Source organism: Cerasicoccus maritimus (assembly GCA_031296935.1).
Taxonomy (GTDB): Bacteria; Verrucomicrobiota; Verrucomicrobiia; order Opitutales; family Cerasicoccaceae; genus Cerasicoccus; species Cerasicoccus maritimus.
Genome location: JAVDPD010000022.1, coordinates 68,498 through 86,942, shown reverse-complemented (window position 1 = coordinate 86,942; position 18,445 = coordinate 68,498). Strand labels below are relative to the sequence as shown.

Genomic DNA, 18,445 nt, shown 5'->3' with positions numbered 1-18,445 from the left:
CCGATTCTGTTCGATTCACTAACTTTACTTTAATCCTTTTCCTTTCAACTTCCTTACAAGCTCGGGCGGAATTCGACGATTTCGTAGGCTTCGATGACGTCCTTCTCCTGGTAGTCGTTGCAACCGGTGATGTTGGCACCACACTCGTAACCAGCACGTACTTCCTGAGCGTCATCCTTGAAACGACGAAGTGTGCCGATCCGACCTTCATGAACGACCTCATCCTTACGCAGCAAGCGAGCATGAGCATCGCGGCGGAGGATACCCTCGGTAACCATGCAACCTGCAACCCAGCCCTTGCCCACCGGGAAAATTGCGCGAACTTCGGCTGCACCAAGCTTGTTTTCGCGGAATTCCGGTTCGAGCAGCTCGGCCATAGCTTCCTTAACCTGGTCGATCAGCTCGTAAATGATGTTGTGCTGGATGATGTGCACTTCACCGCGCTTGGCCTGTGCCTGCACACCATTTTCAAGCTTGGTGTTGAACGCCACGATCGTTGCATTGGAGGAAGTCGCAAGGACAATATCCTTCTTGGTCACCAGGCCTACGCTGCTCTGAATTACGTCAAGGTTTACCTTATCACTCTTGATGCCTTCCAGCATGCCAATGACCGCTTCCATCGAGCCATGCACGTCGGCCTTTACGATGACACGGAGCACTTTCGCGCGCTTCTCATCGATCATGCCCAAGAACTCTTCCAGATCCATCGGTGCGTTGGCCTTGGCCTGTAAGTCGAGGATTTCCTTCTTGAGTTGCTGAGCGGTTTCTTCGGCCTGCGCGCGTGCAACCTTGTCGTTCTTGACGGCAGTAAACTCGCTACCGGATTCAGGCGCATCGGACCAACCCATGATGCGGACTGGAGTAGATGGCGGAGCGGCCTTAACCTGCTTGCCATTCTCATCCAGCATTGCGCGGACCTTACAATGTTCCGGACCGCATACCAAGGCGTCGCCTGGCTTGAGCGTGCCCTTCTGCACGATGACCGTTGCGGTTGAGCCACGGCCTTGCTCGACCTGAGATTCGACAATAACGCCCTGGGCCGGGCACTTCGGATTTGCCTGCAATTCGAGCACTTCAGCCTGCAAGAGCACCAGCTCCAGCAAATCTTCGATGCCCTCATTGTTAATCGCCGACACTGGCGTGCAAAGTGTTTCGCCGCCCCAGTCTTCCGAGGCAATGTTGCGCTCCTGCATCTGCTGTTTCACGCGGTCGATGTTCGCGCCCTTGGCGTCCATCTTGTTGATGGCTACCACAATCGGCACATTGGCCTTTTGGGCGAATTTCAACGCTTCGTCGGTTTGCGGCATGAAGCCGTCATCAGCTGCCACAACAAGAATGGCGACGTCGGTAACGTTCGCGCCGCGCTCACGCATTTTGGAGAATGCCGCGTGGCCGGGAGTATCGATAAAGGTGATTTTGTGGCCGCTCTGCTCGACTTGGTACGCGCCGACATGCTGCGTAATGCCGCCCGCCTCGCCGGATACGACGTTTGCCTTGCGGATCGAGTCAAGCAGCGTGGTCTTACCGTGGTCAACGTGACCGAGGACACAGACAACCGGCGGTCGAGGAGCCAACTGGCTCGGATCGTCGTCTGAAATTTTGGCTTTGGCCTTCTTGGCTTTGGCTTGCGCCTGCTCTTCACCGCGGTGGCGAACCTCCAGCTTGAAGCCGTGCTTTTCCGCCAGGCGGGAAGCAACATCTTCTTCGATGGTCTGATTCATGCCAGCGAAGATGCCAGCGTCCATGAGCTCAGAAATGAGCTTGAACGGCTTCATCCCAATCAAACCGGCAAAGTCGCGAACGACGATGGGCGGCTTGACCTGGATGATCTTCTGACCGTCCTGCTCGACGACTTTGCCTTCTTCAACCGAGGCAGGTTTGCTTGGCTGGGAGGCACCAATAACGACCTTTTTCGTCTCCTCGCGACTCGGAATATTAGGCGCGGGGGGAGGAGTCTTCGGCGGTAAAGTAACTTGGGGTCCGGCGTCTTCCTTGGGAGTTACTGGTGCCGGCATGGACATTTTCGGAACCGGGGGGGGAGTCGGCATGCTTGGCATGCCGGGAGACTTGCCTGCGGGTTTCGGCATGGATGGCATCGATGGCGACTTGGCGGTGGGCAACGTTGGCATGGTCGGCATCTTAGGCGACTTAGCGCCCTGCTCTGCGGACGCCTGTGGTCGAGATGCGGCCTCACGCTCTTCGCGTCGGCGGGTGATTTCTGCCTCACGTGCACGTTGCTCTGCGGCTTCCTTCTCTAGACGCTCGCGCTCAATGTCTGCCTTGGACTTAACGATCGCGCCTGCTGGGATGTTAGGCTTGACGGGTTCCTTAATAGTTGGAATTGCAGGCGCAGGAGCTGCTGCCTCCGAGCTCTCGGGCTCGGCGTCTGCCTGGTTGCGGAATTCCTCGATAAAGGCGTCGGCGGAGATGTTGTCGATCGTGCTCGACGCGCTCTTCACCTCAAAGCCCCGGTCGCGTAGGATTTCCATGACCTCCTTGTTCTCCATATCGAGTTCTTTGGAGATCTCATATATTCTGCGGCTCATAAAATATCAGTTATGTCTCTTCTTACAGTTAATTATTGTGCTCAGTGCAGTCTCAAACGTGTTTGTGCAATTAGCCGGAAATAGACTCGGCGACTTTGGCAATGACCAGATTGGCCTCTTCTTCGTTCAGGCCCATGTCCATAAGATCATCGGCTTCAACCCCCACAAAGGCTTCGATGTTGTTCAGACCGTTGTCCACGAGAATCGCAGCTCTCGGCACCTGAAGACCAGTTCGCTCGGCGAGCGTTAGAATCGCTTCCTGCCGCTTCTCATCGAAGCCCTGTTCCTGCACCTTCAACTTGCCGATATCGAGACGCCAGCCCAACAGCTTAGACGTAAGCTTGGCATTCTGACCACGACGGCCAATGGCGATAGACAGGTCTTCCTCGTTGACTTCAAAGTAAATGCGGCGGTGCTCATCATCCATACGGATGTTACGTGGTACGGCTGGCTTGATTGCTTCGTGGAGCAGCGCGATCGGATCCGGATCGTATTTAATGATGTCGATCTTCTCACCACCAAGCTCACGGACGATGCTCTTCACACGAGCGCCACGTGCGCCAACACAGGCGCCAACCGGGTCAACCTTCGGGTCTGCACTGTGAACGGCCAGCTTGGAACGATAGCCCGGCTCGCGCGCCATGCCTTCGATTGTCACAGTGCCATCGGCGATTTCCGTCACTTCCAGTTCGAACAGACGGCGAACAAAGTGTAGGGATGCGCGGCTAAGGATTAGCTCCGGGCCACGGGGGGTGGTGTCGATCTTCAAGAGCAAGCAGCGAATGCGCTCACCGGGAGCGTAATCTTCACCGGGGACGCGCTCGCGTGGGGGCAACACGGCTTCTGCCTTGCCTAGGTCGACGATCAGATCGCCACGTTCACGGCGGCGAACGACGCCAGAAACAACGTCTCCCACTTGATCCTTATAATCATCAAAAATGCGCTCCTTTTCGAACTGGCGGATGCGCTGCATGATCGCCTGGCGAGCGGTTTGCGCAGCAATACGGCCAAGAAATGCGGGGTCGACTTCCCGGTAAACCGTGTCGCCGATCATAGCGTCCTTCTTATAGACGCCTGCTTTTTCAATATGAATTTCGCATGCCGGATCGCTCACGGAGTCGACCACGGTCAGTTCCGCCCACGCCTTGAGTGCGCCATTGCGGGGATTAATTTCCACCTTCAATTCCTGGCCGGCGTTCACACCTCGTTGTGCGGCGTTGCGAATCGCCGAGGAAATAGTCAGAATCATGTCTTCACGACTGATTCCCTTTTCCTTTTCCATGTATTCGAGGACTGACAGGATTTCGTTGCTCATTCTTGTGGGATTTTAAAATAAAAAAAAGTGGGCCGAGACCCACCTATCGTTCGTAAGATAGTTGTTTTGAGCACCAATAATGAAAAGTGCGCCCCTCTTGTCAAGACCTCTGGCACCCGGTGTGCTGTATTATTACGCTTGCTGTTTTGTCATCATTGGAACAAAATGGCACACCTATAACCACACTGACTTATGAATAAATCGCTACTGACAATCACCGCCCTCACTAGTTTGCTGTTCTGCCTTGGCTGTGAATCGACAGATTCTTCTACAGCTTCGACTGAAACAGCTGCTCCTACGGGCACGACGACCGCAACCACTGCCCAGCAAGCCATGACTCCGTCAGAAATCACAGTCATGAAGATGCAGGCACTGGACAGACAATATGCCAACGGCGCGCTGACTCCAGGCGACTATGACATGCAGCGCCAGGCGATACTCGACATGTATTAAAAAATTAACGCAGTTTTTCGTTGGCGGAACTTGCGGGATTTACTTCCCTCTTTTCCGTGAGCGAAACTGCCGTTGATAACAATCCGCTGTCCATACTCGAAGACGCATTCACACAAGGGCGTCTTGCACACGCATTATTGTTTCAAGGTGCCAGCTTGGAAACACTGGACGAAGGTTGCCGCAGCTTGGCGGGACGACTACTGGGAGCGGCAGACGCTATCTGCCATCCGGATTACTTCAGTGTCCGCCCAGCCAACAAGATGCGACGCATCAGTACAGATGAGATTCGTGAACTAAACCGCAATATTCAGCAAACATCTAACCGGGGCGGAGCGAAAGTTGCCGTTGTATTTGAGGCCGACCGGCTCCAGCCGCAGGCCGCCAATGCATTCCTTAAGACGCTTGAGGAACCACCAGCGGAAACCACAATTTTTCTGCTAACCACTCGCCCCTACGACCTGCTGCCGACCATCCGAAGCCGCTGCCTACTGGTCAACTTTCCCGCTGATCAGGATCGTATCGCATCTGTCGAGTGGAAGCAATGGCTCTCGGACTACTCAGCCTTGCTCGACTTAGCAGGACGTGGAGCCAACCGCAGCACTGCCCCCGAGCTCATTCTCGGCGCATATGGGCTAATGACGCGTTTTGTGGGTATTAAAAACGACCTATCAGGTGCCGCATGGAAAGAATTTAAGCAAACCCTCCCCGAAAGCATGACCGATGAGCAGGTCGTTGCCATGGAGACTGGCTACATGAAGAGCTTACGCGGACGTATGCTCTCTGAAATCGAAGAACAAACCCGCAACGCCGCCCTTGACACAGAGGATCTGGCAACCGCAGGACGCCGGCTTGACCGCGCGGTCCAGCTTCTGGAGAAATCAGCGGGTTTACTTGAAGTCAATTTCCAGGAAGCCGCTGCCCTAGAATATTTTCTGCTCAGCAGCCTCCGTGTTTGGGCCCGCGCCTAATGCACTTCTAGCCTTTCTCGAAGTCGATGAACACGTTGCTTCGTAATATGGTTTCCACCTAGGCTTTTTCGCACTGCGAAAATCTGCACGCGCAGCGGGACGCTGCCTTAGTCGACTTGCTCCAAGACACCGCGCATCTGGGCCTCATAGAATTTAGTGAGCGCGCTGTGGATTGCGTGCGGGTCTGTCAGCTTCGCTACTTCCTGAGCGAGCATTTGAGCGTCAGCCAGCTTCATTTTGCGAATTAGATACTTAATTTCTGGCAAAACCGTGCCAGTTGCGCTGATTTCGTTCGCGCCTAAGCCAAAGAGCAACGGTACGTAAATTGGGTCGCCAGCCATTTCTCCACAGATGCCAACATGAATACCATGCCGATTTGCGCTTTCAATAATCATCTTGAGTGTGCGGATTACCGCGGGATGATTCGGCTCGTAGAGGTGGGCAATGCGGTCATTGACTCGATCCACCGCCAACAGATACTGAATCAAGTCATTCGTTCCAATGCTGAAAAATTGGCAATGCTCGGCTAAAAGGTCGCAAATGTAGGCGGCACCAGGAATTTCGATCATCGTGCCAACCTGAATGTTCTCATCGAACTTTTGGCCCTTGGCCCGACACTCGGCCTTGGCTTCCTCCAAAAGCAGATTTGCCGCGATCAGCTCTTCTGCGTTGCTAATCATAGGATACATTACCTTTACGTTCCCACTAGCGCTAGCGCGCAGAATCGCTCGTAGTTGATCCTTGAATAGATCCCGGTGCTCAAGGCAGAAACGAATCGCCCGAAAACCCATAAACGGGTTGTTCTCGTTCTGGACGAAAAAATCCGACAGATGCTTATCTCCGCCGAGGTCAAGGGTGCGCAAAATGACTGGATGCGGGGCCAGCATTTCAGCAACCTTGCTGTAAGCCTTGTATTGTTCGTCCTCGTCAGGGAAAGTATCCTGCTGCATGAACAGCGCTTCAGTGCGGTAAAGCCCAACACCTTCGGCACCGTGTTCCAGGGCGGCATCGCAGTCTTCAGGGCCACCAATATTGGCACCAATCTCCAGCCGATGTCCATCAGCCGTCGTGGCTGGCAGCAAGGCTGAAGTCTCGAAAACACGCTGGATATTCTGGCGCTCGCTTTTGAGCTCACCGTAGCGGAAAAGCGTCTCTTCCGATGGATTGATAATGACCACGCCATCATAACCATCGATCAAAATGTAGTCGTCATTGTCTAGCTGCTCAGAAGCATTATGCAAGCCAACCACCGCCGGAACCCCCAGAGAACGAGACATGATGACAGCATGGCTGGTCCGACTGCCAGAGTCAGTCACGACTCCCAGGATTTTACGCTTATCAAAGCTCGCTGCCTCAGATGGTGTAATGTCTTCAGAAACAATGATACGCTCAGAAACAAGCTCCATCAAATTGCGCTGAGTTTGCCCAAGGAGTATCTGCAAGACGCGACGTGAAACGTCTTCAATATCCTTCACCCTCTCCTTTAAATAATCATCCTGGAGAGCCTCAAAGGCCTCGATAAAACGGTTACTAACCTCGCGGAAACAGTACTCAACATTATAGGCTGTATCCTCCATTTCCCGAAGGGTTTCTTCGATAAGTGCACGGTCTTCGAGCACCATGATATGGGCATCGAAAATACGCGCTTCATTCTCTCCTAGGCGCCCGGAAATTTCGTGACGGATTTCGGCAATTTGTCGCCGTGCTTCGAGCAGCGCTTTCTCAAAACGTTCCTTCTCATGCTCCAGCTGCTTGACCGGAATTTCATAGACCGGAATCTCTAACTCCTTCTGTAAGATAACGAAAGCCGAGCCATGCGCGACCCCTGGTGAGGCGGCGATACCGTCCAGGACGATTTCTTTTGGCTGTTCAGAATCCATTCGCAGAAGTTACTTGGGGTGCGCTCACTAAAACGAGCTTATGAGTAAAAGATTGGGCAGCAATACGATACAGGCAAGATAAATCCGTTCAGTCAAAATCCAACCTGCCACTACCCCCGATTGGCCCCCTAGGCCAGCGTCGTTTCGACGCAAAAAACGTCATCTCCCAAACAGTCTCTCACCGTCTTGGTGATGGCGCTCACATCCGCATTTTCGTCCAGCCAGACAAAACAAGAACTGCCGCTGCCACTCATCAAACAACGTAAGTTATGGCGCTCTCGAATCAACCCAAGAACAGTGGGCAAAGCAACGTATTTCTCAAATGCAGCATTTTGCATATTGTTGAATAGTGGCACTTTACGTGTTTCTGGACCAGCCTGCCAATCAGCCAACATACCCTCCGCCTGAGCCGTAGGGCAATACCACGCACCGGTCGCCTTCATGCGCCCATAGGCCCACCCAGTATTCACACCGAAAGTGGGCTTGAAGAGGAGGAGGCGCTGGCCAACCAGAGTCGATTCCGCAACTTGGCTGAGGGACTCCAAATGCTCACCACGTCCCCTCATTATTACGGGCTTTTTCGCGAGGAAGAGCGGGCAGTCAGACCCAAGCTGGGACGAAAGTTTTAATAATTCATTATCACTGAGCGGTTGACCACATAACTCGTTCAGGGCAAGCAAGACAGTCGATGCATTGCTGCTACCACCGCCCAATCCAGCGCCAGCAGGTATGCGCTTTTCCAAGTGAACTTTTACAGCGCCAGCGATCTTGTATTTTTGTCGAAAAGCGGCCACTGCTTTCAGGCCAAGATTAGACTCATCGGTTGGCACACCAGGATAATCGCAAGCAAGTGAATCCCCCCCTTCCGACGGTTCGATCGACACCGTTACTTCGTCACCAAAATCAACCGGCGACACCAGGCTGACCAAGTCGTGGAAACCGTCCTCGCGTACCCCGGTAATCGCAAGCACCAGATTCACTTTGGCCGGCGAAGGCAGTGTAATGCTGATCATCGCTTAAACCGTTTGTTCGCGCTCGGAAAGCAGGGCTTCGAGGCGTGCTGCCATATCAGCACGGGTTAGCGCTTCAATGATCTCGTCTAAATCCCCATCCATAACCGCGGTGAGGCTATGCAGCGTCAAGCCAATGCGGTGATCGGTCAGGCGGCTCTGAGGGAAGTTGTAGGTGCGAATACGCTCGGAGCGGTCACCCGTGCCCACCTGGCTGCGGCGGTGCTCGGCGTATTTCTGCGCTTCCTCCTTTTGCTTCTGCTCAAGGAGCCGTGAACGCAACACCTTCATGGCCTTGGCGCGGTTCTTAATCTGCGAACGTTCGTCCGCGCAATAGACCATAATCCCTGTCGGCAAGTGGGTCAGTTGAACAGCAGACTCGGTCTTGTTGACGTGTTGACCACCAGCTCCACTGGCGCGACACGTAGTGATGTCTAGATCTTCGGGACGAATTTCCACGTCGACCTCTTCCGCCTCAGGGAGCACTGCCACTGTGGCGGTCGAGGTGTGAATACGGCCCTGCGACTCAGTTTCCGGCACACGCTGTACGCGGTGAACGCCACTTTCGTATTTCAATTTCTTGTAGACGTCTTCGCCAGTAATCAAGAATGCCACTTCGCGGAACCCTCCGGCATCAGACTCATTCATACCCATTGCTTCGATGCGCCAGCCCTGTCGGTCGGCAAAACGCTGATACATCCGGAATAAATCCCCAGCAAAGATATTGGCCTCATTGCCACCGGCCCCCCCGCGTATTTCAACAATGGTATTTCGGGAATCCGTCGGGTCCGGCGGAATCATCGCCAAGAGCAACTCGTTACGGTAGATTTCGTGGTTCTTCTCGGCTTCAGCTACTTCCTCACGAGCCATTTCACGAAGTTCTTCATCTAGCGATGCATCATTCATCATCGCCTGATTTTCCTCCAACTCACGCTCAAGCTTATCCAGGCGATCATACAGATGAATCAAGTTGCCAATATGAGTGTGCTCGCGGGTTATTTCTGTCGCCCGCCGTTGGTCTGTAAAAAAGTCAGGCTCCGCCATTAACTCATCGAGTTCGGCGCGGCGCTTGCGAAATGGTTCAATGTCGGGAATACCTTCCATAATCATCTGAGCCGTGAATCCGGCAAAACGCGACAAACAAGCGCATTGCTCAGCAATTAGCAAGATATTCCATCAAACTACTTGGATAACTGAGCATCAACCTCGCCCGCTATACTGACACCGAAGAGCAACATTTGCGTAGAGTAATAAATCCAGAGCAGGAAAATCACCAGCGTATTCGCCGCGCCATATGCAGAGGCAATCTCACTTTGCTCCAGATAAACATTAACCAATAAGCGTCCGATTTCGAATGCTACCAGCACAAACACACTACCGATCAGTATAGCCTTCCATCTTGGCGCATGCACTGGCAACAATCGCATAATTGCCCCAATCGCAAGAAAGACCAACAATGCATTGATGCCGCTAATGACGTAGCTTGCCCAATTCGCATTATGTGGTAAAAACAGAGAAATCACCTTCGGCGCCATCGCGGTGGTGAGTATACCTGCAACCAAAACCAGCCCAGCGGCAAGGGTGAAGACAAAGGCATTAAGTCTGCCAAGCAAACTACGCTTCACGGCTTGTCGCATGTCGATGCTTGTGATTTGCAGTAGCCGGTTAACACTAATCCTCAAACGGACAAATATCAAGGTCGCTGCCCAAAATAGCGTAACCGCCGACACCACAGCAAGGAGCCAGCCTTGCTTCTCAAAGGCGTCCGGCTGCAACAGCTTTATTAATGATGCCGCCTCTGTCTGGGACATGAAATTTTGCAACCAATCCACCGCTGCATCCCGAGCTCCGGACTCACCGAGAATCTTACCTGCGATCATGAGCGCAAATACAATCAGTGGCGCTGAAGAAAACAGCATATAAAAAGACATCGATGCGGACAAACCAAAGCCATCCGCATTCATCCAGCGCGACACCGTATTGAGCAGAAATTTCCCACAGGATTTCACTTCCAACTAAAGTGTGGGTTCCCTGCACTGGATCAAGCCTCGAAGGCTCAGAGTTCAGCTATTGATTTCGACAACAGCTCCCTGAAGGTAGCTTCAGACAGTAGACTCCACCCGATGAAAGCGAAAACGAACGCCGTTACCCTTGAGCAACTAGTGCGTATAAGCGGAAATTTTTGCGTCATCCAAGATATAACGCTGGGCCGCTGAAAGCACATCATACGCATTTGGCATGGAGGAAAAGCTCAGCTTACGACTAATTGCATAAAGGCGGAATCGCAGCATCGCCCTACCCTCTGTTTGACCAACCCATTCAACTCGCGCCCAATCATTGAGCCCTATTTCAGGTTGCCCCCGGGCATCGCAAAGAGTCGATAAGTAGTTTTCCGGAATCTGTCTCCAATTTCGAGGGATATTGTAAACGACCCAATGCACAATGGGCATTCCATGCTCATTCGGTTCATCGACTACTAAAACATAAGAAGCAACTTTGCTCGAATCGCATGACCACTCCAATGGGGGAGAGAATTCTGAATCTTGTGCATAATAGAGCTCAGGCAAACTCCCGCCATCCACGAAAGCCGGTGATAGCACATCCAGAGCCATGACTTTCCCCCAAAGCAGCAGCCAAGCCCCGTACACAAAGGCACGTTTACCCCAATTCCCCATAATGCACATCATGGAACATATTACTCACTAGGCAAGACTGGGATCAGTCAGTTGTGAGAAATGTAGCAACACTGATAATCGAAATCACCACAGGCAAAGAAGCTATACCAACTCACCAAAGAGTTGAGACTTTCTAGCCAAAGTTACTTATTGCATGTGGCTAAAAAACGAGAGATGAAACAAAAGCCGACCGGCAGCATGGCCGCTCATCAAAAGAGTTCATTGCTCACGGCCGGTCTGGCGCATCAGGATCTGAAAATCCACTAGCAAGTATTATGTAAGCTCTCAAATTAAGTGAGGTGCAGCATGACTCAAAACAGTAAACAGCTAATCTCGCGCTACTAGCGCTAGAACGCCGGGGAAATGCGCCTCCATTTCGTCTTCGCGGACGGAGCTCAGGCACTTGGCACCTTCAACGCGGGTTTCAATCAGGCCAGCGCCGCGTAGGACTTCCATGTGATGCGACAAGGTTGCCTTCGAGACCTCCGTTGGCAGTTCGTTACAAGCTAGATTCGGTTTCTCCAGCAATGCGCTGACGATTGCGATGCGGCACGGATCCGACAAGGCGTGCATGACGGATGCCAGCTGGACCTCTTTCAGTTCCGGGTGGGCGTAGGTTTTCATAATCAGTCAGTTGGAAATTAGTTCGAAAAATTGCGAACAGTCATTTGACGAATGCAATGACGTCGGTTATTGTTCGAGAAATATAGAACAACACACCGCAATGAGCAACTCAATCACTGAAAAATCCGTTTTACACTCACCACTCAAGGTCGGCGCTTGGGAGCTTCCCAATCGCATGATCATGGCTCCCCTCACCCGCTGCCGCGCCAGTGAAGGCCGCGTGCCCAACGCCATGATGGCCGAATATTATGCGCAGCGCGCGAGCGCCGGGCTAATTATTACGGAAGCCACTTCGGTTGATCCGATGGGCGTCGGCTACCCGGATACGCCCGGTATCTGGAGCGATGAGCAAGTCGAAGGATGGAAGCTAGTGACGGACGCCGTACACGCCAAGGGCGGGCGCATCGTGCTGCAGCTTTGGCATGTGGGCCGCATTTCGGACCCGATTTATCTGGACGGCAAGCTGCCCGTCGCTCCGAGCGCGGTTAAGCCCGCGGGCCACGTGAGTCTCGTCCGCCCGATGAAAGATTTTGAAACGCCGCGCGCGCTGGAGCTCGACGAAATCAAAGCCATCGTCGAAGCCTATCGCAAGGGCGCGGAAAACGCTAAGCGCGCCGGGTTTGACGGAGTGGAGTTACATGGTGCCAACGGCTATTTGCTCGACCAATTTCTACAGGATTCCACCAACAAGCGCACCGACGAGTACGGCGGCCCAATTGAAAACCGCGCCCGTTTGATGCTCGAAGCCGTCGACGCCGCGATCTCCGTCTGGGGTCCCGATCGCGTGGGCCTGCACCTGGCGCCGAAGGCCGACACTCATGATATGGGCGACAGCGACCTCGCGGCGACCTTTGGCTACGTGGCCGAAGCCATGAAGGAGCGCGGCATCGCGTTTATTTTCACCCGCGAATCGCAAGAAGAGCCACGCCTCTTCCCGATGCTCAAGGAGAAATTTGGTGGAGTGCTCGTGGCGAACCAGCAGCTCGACCAAGCTACGGCTGACTCGCTCATCAATAGCGGCGACGCTGATGCGGCTGCCTGGGGCAAGGATTTCATTGCAACTCCGGACCTCGTGCGACGCTTTGCCGAAGGCTTGCCACTCAATGAGCCCCACCCGGACACCTTCTACGGCAGTGGCCCCGAGGGCTACACGGACTATCCGTTTTCCGATTAGACGAGTTTAGCCGTATTAAGGCGCAAAAAACGCAAAGTGCTCAACGCGTTTTGTGGGTTTTGCGCCTTTTCGTGGCCAACAGTTTCCGCCAAAAGCTTGACCTTACGCCGCAATCGCTAGTCTTGGTCGGATGGCATTATTGTTTGATCTAGGACGCCAACTCGATGCGCTTTTGCGCCAAGCTGCCCAGGGGCTCGACGCCTTTGGCGATGACTTCGATCCCGGAGTCCGCCCCGCCGACCCCCGATTTGGCGACTATCAGGCCAACGGCGTCCTGCCCTACGCCAAGAAAGCCAAGGCCAATCCGCGCCAGCTCGCCACGGATCTCGTGAACGCCCTGCTCGCGCTGGACGGCTTTAATGGCACCTTGATTCAGCCGAAAAAAGGCGAAGAGCCGGCCATTCCTGAAGGCGCGGATTACGCCCTCGAAATTGCCGGCCCGGGCTTCATCAACTTCCGCGTTGCCCCGAACGTGCTGCAAGCGTGGCTGAAGGAATTCCGCGACGAATCGTCGTTTAAGGCGGGCGCGGCGAGCCGTTTTGCCGGCCGCAAGATCATCATCGACTACCCGAGCCCGAATACCGCCAAGCAAATGCACATCGGCCACCTGCGTCCGATGGTGATTGGCGAAGCCGTGGCGCGCATCCTCGAGTTTTGCGGTGCCGACGTGACCCGCGACAATCACATTGGCGACTGGGGTACGAACTTCGGCACGCTGATCATGGCTATTAAACGCGAAGGCGTTGACCTGAGCACGCTCGGCGCGGATGCGTTGCCCGAGATTGAGCGCCTTTACAAGCTGGGCACCTCACTCGAAAAGGAAGACCCGGCGATCCGCGACATTTCCCGCAACGAGCTGGTCTTGCTGCAATCCGGCGACGCCGAAAACACTGCGATCTGGGAGCAGATTGTGGCCGTGTCGAACAGCGCCTTTGAGCGCAATTACGACCGCCTCGGCGTGAAGCCCGACATCACGCTCGGCGAGTCGTTTTACCGCGACAAGGTCGACCGCATTTACACCGAGCTGACCGAGTGCAACATCGCCGAAGAAAGCGACGGCGCGCTGGTCGTCTGGCATGACGAGGTGAAGAAATTTGCGCGCGACAACGAGCGTCCCTACCCGTTCAACATTCGCAAGCAGGACGGCGCGAGCAACTACGCCTCGACCGACCTCGCGACGGTGCTGTACCGCGTGGAAGAACTGAAGGCCGACGAAGTAATCTACGTCACCGACGGCCGCCAGCAGGACCATTTCGAGCAGCTTTTCCTGACCGTGAACAAGTGGTTTGCGTGCAAGGGCTACGCGAAGCCTCAGTTGGAGCACGTGTGGTTTGGCACGATTCTCGGCGAGGACGGCAAGGCGATCAAGACCCGCAGCGGCGAACCGATCCGCCTGAACGCTCTCCTCGACGAAGCCGTGAAGCGCGCGTCCGCTACCGCCGAGGAAAAGATGAAGTCGCCGGACCTCACGGACGACGAAAAGGCCGCCATCGCGGAAGCCGTTGGCGTGGGCGCAGTGCGCTATGCCGACTTGTCTTCGAACCGCACGCAGGACTACGTGTTCTCGTGGGACAAGCTTCTCGCCTTCGAAGGCAACACCGCGCCTTACCTGCAAATGCAGGGCGCGCGCATTCATGGCATTTTCCGCAAAATGGGCCTCAAGCCCGGCGAAGGCGAAGACGGTGCATCGGCGCTTGAAACGCCGGAGGAGTTATCGCTTGCCCGCAAGCTGCTCAATTTCCCGGTGGCGCTTGAAATGGCGATTAGCGACCTGCGTCCGCACCAGATTTGCACGTACCTCTTCGAACTGGCAGGCGAGTTCTCGAGCTTTTACAGCGCGAACCACGTGATGGTCGACGAAGCCGATATCAAGGCCCGCCGCATCATGCTCTGCGCCCGCACGCTGGCCGTCCTCGAAACCGGCATGCACCTGCTGGGCATTCAGACGCTGGAAAAAATGTAGGGGCCGCCGCTTAGGCGAGCGTAGTAAAAGGAAGAAGGGTGACGTCATGCGGCGTATTCAGCGTGATGCACCCTTACCTTGAGCCTCTTGGCCTCCCCTTGGTTCTCTGCCATGCTGATGGATACGCACAATCGTGGCATCCAACATGCGCTGCTCGGGATCGCCATCCTCTACATCAGCATCTCCATGCTCTCGCATACTTCATTGGGGTGGCGTAAAAATATCGGCGAAACAACCGTGCCTTGTAGTGCAATCATTTATTCGATCATGTGACCTGCTCATTCGTGCTTGAAGCCCGCCGCTGGATCGCTTGACTGCTGGGTTTCGCATCATGACAGACCCTCTGACCATCCAGCCATTTACGCGCCCCGTGCGTGGTCGCGTCACACTGCCCGGCTCCAAGAGCATTACGAACCGCGCCCTCATTCTGGCCGCGCTCTCCAAGGAATCCCTCACGCTCGAGGCTGCGCTGTTCAGCGACGACACCCGCATCATGGCCAACGCCCTGCGCGCGCTCGGCATCACCGTCAGCGAAGACGAGGCGGGCAAGGAAATCTTCGTCAACGGCTGCGGCGGCCAGATCCCTAATGCGGAAGCCGAGATCTACGTGGGCAATGCCGGCACTGCCGCGCGCTTTCTCACGGCGATGCTCTGCCTGCGCAAAGACGGCGTTTTCAAGCTCGATGGCTCGGCCCCGATGCGCAAGCGCCCGATGCGCGGCCTGCTCGACGCCCTCGTGGCCCACGGGGCAGCCGAGGTCGAGTATCACGGCGAGGAAGGCTACTTCCCCTTCACGCTCAAAACCAAGGGCATGCCCGGCGGTGAGCTGAGTGTCGACGCCTCGGCCAGCAGCCAAATCCTTTCCGCGCTCCTCATGATCGCGCCTTTTGCCGATGGCCCGCTGACCATTACCCTCGCTGGCGAAACCGTTTCCCATCCCTTCATTGGGATGACGCTCGCCATGATCGAGCAATTCGGCGTGGAGCCACAGGGCGAGTCCGATACCGGCCCGTTCACCTTCAACGGCGGCGGCGCTTACTACTACCCGCGCCCGGCCTACGTCGTCGAGCCCGACGCCACGGCGGCCAGCTACTACGCCATCCTACCCTGGGTGGTCGGCGGCTCGCTCAACCTGGAGCGCTGCTACGGCATTGGTCTGCAGGGCGACATCAAGTTCGTGGAAGCCATCCAACCGCTTGGCGCGTTTTTCAATGTCGATGAAAACGACCTCGTGGCCGAATTCCGCGAACGCAAGACGCCCGGCGTGGACATCAATTTCAACCCGATTTCGGACACCTTCCTCACGCTCGCAGCCATTACACCGCTGCTCGACGGGCCAACGACGATTTCCGGCATTGCGCACACGCGTCATCAGGAAACGGACCGCATCAACGCGATGGCAACCGAGCTCCGCAAGCTGGGTCAACGCGTCGAGGAAACCGATGACAGCATGACCGTCTATCCAGACAAGGCCGCGATGATCGCGAAGACGGCCGATGCCCCGCTGGCCATCGATACTTACGAAGACCACCGCGTCGCGATGAGCTTTGGCATCCTCGGTAGCCACGACCTGCATGGTGACGGACGCGCCTGGATCACGATCAACGATCCCGGCTGCTGCGCCAAGACCTTCCCCAACTTCTTCGAAGTCCTGAGTAACCTGCGGTTGCATCCATAGGCAGCGTGCCGCTGCACCCGCAGATTTGCGCATTGCGCAAATGGCCTATTCGACGCCCAAAAGCTGCGGTGCCCCACTGTTTTATCCCATTCTGGGGGCCCAGGGGGGGGTAAAAACGCACTTTTTTAAACTGTCAGAGAACAAGATTCCCGCCCGCTCGCCGAGAAATGGCGCAGGTGGGATGCAGGCGGCTCAGGGGCTGCCGACCGGAGCGTGCCGGGCAAAGCCGCTCCGCGCGCAAATGCGCAAGGGAGGCAATACCGGACAACGGCTCACACGTCGACGCTGCGCTGGGCAGGCTGGCATAGTCCGTCGGGCGAAGTGCAAATCGCGCAAACACAGGGCGTCGGTTGGCTGCTTGCTGTCACCAAGTCAGTCAGCGAATGGGCCCGTTTGCACGACGCAGCAACGCCCGCGGAGCGAATGCCCCCGCATGGCGTCGACTGGGATACCTTCGTCATGCTGGCTAAGGAGGATGATGTTGGGGGAGGTTCATCGTGTTTGTCGGGTTGGTAAGTTGTGAGTTGGAGTGGCAGGAGCGCGAAGCTTTAGCGAGTGATGCGTAGGAGTGGCGTTAGGCTAAGAGGCAGCGCTAACACTCGCTGAAGCTTCGCGTTCCCGTAGCAGTTAGATGGATTAGGGCACAGGCGGGACGCCTATGCTACTTCGGAGAGGCAGTTTAAGTGATCAATAAAACACTACATCATCTACCCCTGTTCGCCAAACAAAAAGTGAACGCGTGAGCATTTCAATAGTGAGTAGCTCTCACTATTAACTCGCACTGGAGCTCAACGACTTAGGAACGTGATATACGCGTTTCGCTCGTGCGACTGGACCAGCGGGACACAAAAAGCCTCCGGCGGAAACCGGAGACTTTCGAAAAACATGTGGCTTGATGTAAACCGTTGCCGTTAATCGCTCAGCTTGGTGGCCGCCAAAACGACGTCCTTCTCGAAGTAATTCAGGTCCATGCCCTGATTGACCACGATGCCTTGCGCGTTAATGCCGCTGCTCATCGGGCTGAGCAGGAAGATGGCGGTGTTGGCGACTTCTTGCGTCGTGATTGCCTTGCCACGCAAGGTCAGCTTCTCCGCGTAAAGGTAGTTCTCCAGGTAGCCCGGGATGCCGGCGCTGGCGCTGGTCTTGAGCGGGCCGGCGTTGACCGTGTTGAAGCGGATTTGTGTGTCGGCGCTGAAGGACTTGGCCAGGAAGCGCGAGGTGCTTTCGAGCGCGGCCTTGATCGGCGACATGTAGCCGTAATTTTCAGCGAGCACTTGGCTCGAGATGCCAATCGACACGACCGAGGCGTCGGGCTTCATCAGCGGCTTGAACGCGCGGGAAATTTCCACCAACGAGAAGCTGGAAATCGCCGTAGCCTGCAGGAAGTCTTCGCGGTCCGTTTCGTGAAACGGGCGGATGCCTTTGCTGTAGTTCGCAAATGCGATGGAGTGGACGATTCCGTCAAACGGCGCCCCACCCTCGGCTTGCAGCTTATCAGCCAGCGCCGTGATTTCCTCGCCGCGCTCGACGTCGCAAATGTGGACCTGACGGTCGCCCATGAGCTTGGTGAGCGACTCCTGGCGAGCCTCGGAACGCACGGAGTAAACGACTTCCGCGCCCTCGGCTTCGAGGGACTTGCCGATGGCCCAGGCGACGCTTTTACGGTTGGCGACGCCGAATACCAGGTAGCGTCGGTTGGAAAGATCGAGCAAAGACATGGATTTAATCTTCAGGCAGGCTGACGTTCTGCTTCTTCATCGTCAACTGATTGCGGCCATCCACGTACTGATAGTCCAGCTCGTCCATCATTTGCTTGAGAAAGAAAATGCCGAGACCGCCGATTTCGCGTTCTTCGATCGCGGACTCCAGGTCGGGGTCCTTGGCGTCGGTGAGCGGGTTGAACTCCTTGCCGTTGTCAGTCATCGTGGCGACGACGAACTCGCCTTCCATCGACAGTTCGAGGTCCACGCGGTGGTCCGCGCCGTCCTCAAATCCGTAGGAAATAATGTTGGTCAAGATCTCGTCGAGGCAGAGGTTGAAGGCGTGCACGATGGCCGGGTTGACCATGTGCTCGTCACCAAAAGCTTCGAGGTCCGCGGCCAGTTTTTCCAGCTCGGACAAATCATTGTGGTAAGTAAAATGCATCAGCAGGTTTCAGG

Annotated in this window: 17 protein-coding genes; 7 read left to right on the top strand and 10 right to left on the bottom strand. The window is 55.3% G+C overall.

What is annotated here, in order from left to right:
- Nucleotides 1-53 precede the first annotated feature (53 nt).
- Together infB and nusA are read right to left on the bottom strand one after the other, a co-directional pair.
- Nucleotides 54-2,546, bottom strand: a complete 2,493-nt coding sequence (gene infB / locus RBB62_RS13870) for a translation initiation factor IF-2 (RefSeq protein ID WP_309399545.1) — start codon at nucleotides 2,544-2,546, stop codon at nucleotides 54-56.
- 70 nt (nucleotides 2,547-2,616) lie between these two features.
- Nucleotides 2,617-3,861 carry a transcription termination factor NusA gene (nusA, locus tag RBB62_RS13865; protein ID WP_309399544.1) on the bottom strand — a complete coding sequence of 415 codons (1,245 nt, stop codon included), beginning with the start codon at nucleotides 3,859-3,861 and terminating at the stop codon, nucleotides 2,617-2,619.
- Between the two features lie 192 nt (nucleotides 3,862-4,053).
- Between nusA and RBB62_RS13860 the strand changes: the two genes are divergently transcribed.
- A complete protein-coding gene (locus RBB62_RS13860; RefSeq protein WP_309399543.1) occupies nucleotides 4,054-4,314 on the top strand; it encodes a hypothetical protein in 261 nt (86 codons plus the stop codon).
- A gap of 56 nt (nucleotides 4,315-4,370) precedes the next feature.
- The gene (locus tag RBB62_RS13855; RefSeq protein WP_309399542.1) at nucleotides 4,371-5,282 is read left to right on the top strand and encodes a hypothetical protein; all 912 of its coding nucleotides are present in this window, start codon (nucleotides 4,371-4,373) and stop codon (nucleotides 5,280-5,282) included.
- A 107-nt stretch (nucleotides 5,283-5,389) separates the two neighbouring features.
- Here RBB62_RS13855 and ptsP read toward each other — a convergent pair whose 3' ends face one another.
- The 6 genes from ptsP to RBB62_RS13825 all read right to left on the bottom strand — a co-directional run bounded on the left by ptsP (nucleotide 5,390) and on the right by RBB62_RS13825 (nucleotide 11,471).
- Nucleotides 5,390-7,162: a phosphoenolpyruvate--protein phosphotransferase gene (ptsP, locus tag RBB62_RS13850; RefSeq protein WP_309399541.1), complete on the bottom strand. Its 1,773-nt coding sequence runs from the start codon at nucleotides 7,160-7,162 to the stop codon at nucleotides 5,390-5,392.
- A gap of 128 nt (nucleotides 7,163-7,290) precedes the next feature.
- The gene (gene ispE / locus RBB62_RS13845; protein WP_309399540.1) at nucleotides 7,291-8,175 is read right to left on the bottom strand and encodes a 4-(cytidine 5'-diphospho)-2-C-methyl-D-erythritol kinase; all 885 of its coding nucleotides are present in this window, start codon (nucleotides 8,173-8,175) and stop codon (nucleotides 7,291-7,293) included.
- 3 nt (nucleotides 8,176-8,178) lie between these two features.
- On the bottom strand, nucleotides 8,179-9,276 hold the full coding sequence (prfA, locus tag RBB62_RS13840) for a peptide chain release factor 1 (protein ID WP_309399539.1): 1,098 nt from the start codon (nucleotides 9,274-9,276) through the stop codon (nucleotides 8,179-8,181).
- Nucleotides 9,277-9,353: 77 nt separating this feature from the next.
- Nucleotides 9,354-10,181, bottom strand: a complete 828-nt coding sequence (locus RBB62_RS13835) for a YihY/virulence factor BrkB family protein (RefSeq protein WP_309399537.1) — start codon at nucleotides 10,179-10,181, stop codon at nucleotides 9,354-9,356.
- 150 nt (nucleotides 10,182-10,331) lie between these two features.
- On the bottom strand, nucleotides 10,332-10,784 hold the full coding sequence (locus tag RBB62_RS13830) for a YbhB/YbcL family Raf kinase inhibitor-like protein (RefSeq protein ID WP_309399536.1): 453 nt from the start codon (nucleotides 10,782-10,784) through the stop codon (nucleotides 10,332-10,334).
- Between the two features lie 390 nt (nucleotides 10,785-11,174).
- Nucleotides 11,175-11,471, bottom strand: coding sequence for an ArsR/SmtB family transcription factor (locus RBB62_RS13825; RefSeq protein ID WP_309399534.1), 297 nt, complete (start codon nucleotides 11,469-11,471; stop codon nucleotides 11,175-11,177).
- A gap of 100 nt (nucleotides 11,472-11,571) precedes the next feature.
- On the opposite strand from RBB62_RS13825, the gene RBB62_RS13820 reads away from it, so the two are divergent.
- The 5 genes from RBB62_RS13820 (at nucleotide 11,572) to RBB62_RS13800 (ending at nucleotide 16,802) form a co-directional block, all read left to right on the top strand.
- The gene (locus RBB62_RS13820) at nucleotides 11,572-12,645 is read left to right on the top strand and encodes an alkene reductase (protein WP_309399533.1); all 1,074 of its coding nucleotides are present in this window, start codon (nucleotides 11,572-11,574) and stop codon (nucleotides 12,643-12,645) included.
- Nucleotides 12,646-12,775: 130 nt separating this feature from the next.
- Nucleotides 12,776-14,608: an arginine--tRNA ligase gene (gene argS, locus RBB62_RS13815; RefSeq protein WP_309399532.1), complete on the top strand. Its 1,833-nt coding sequence runs from the start codon at nucleotides 12,776-12,778 to the stop codon at nucleotides 14,606-14,608.
- Nucleotides 14,609-14,725: 117 nt separating this feature from the next.
- A complete protein-coding gene (locus RBB62_RS13810; protein ID WP_309399531.1) occupies nucleotides 14,726-14,881 on the top strand; it encodes a hypothetical protein in 156 nt (51 codons plus the stop codon).
- A gap of 58 nt (nucleotides 14,882-14,939) precedes the next feature.
- The gene (gene aroA / locus RBB62_RS13805) at nucleotides 14,940-16,286 is read left to right on the top strand and encodes a 3-phosphoshikimate 1-carboxyvinyltransferase (RefSeq protein ID WP_309399530.1); all 1,347 of its coding nucleotides are present in this window, start codon (nucleotides 14,940-14,942) and stop codon (nucleotides 16,284-16,286) included.
- A 213-nt stretch (nucleotides 16,287-16,499) separates the two neighbouring features.
- Nucleotides 16,500-16,802 (top strand): hypothetical protein, encoded by a 303-nt coding sequence (locus tag RBB62_RS13800; protein ID WP_309399529.1) that lies wholly within the window; start codon nucleotides 16,500-16,502, stop codon nucleotides 16,800-16,802.
- A 395-nt stretch (nucleotides 16,803-17,197) separates the two neighbouring features.
- Here RBB62_RS13800 and RBB62_RS13795 read toward each other — a convergent pair whose 3' ends face one another.
- The gene (locus RBB62_RS13795; RefSeq protein WP_309399527.1) at nucleotides 17,198-18,004 is read right to left on the bottom strand and encodes an enoyl-ACP reductase FabI; all 807 of its coding nucleotides are present in this window, start codon (nucleotides 18,002-18,004) and stop codon (nucleotides 17,198-17,200) included.
- A gap of 4 nt (nucleotides 18,005-18,008) precedes the next feature.
- Complete coding sequence (locus tag RBB62_RS13790) at nucleotides 18,009-18,431, bottom strand: ATP-binding protein (RefSeq protein ID WP_309399526.1); 423 nt, start codon at nucleotides 18,429-18,431, stop codon at nucleotides 18,009-18,011.
- Nucleotides 18,432-18,445: the final 14 nt, after the last annotated feature.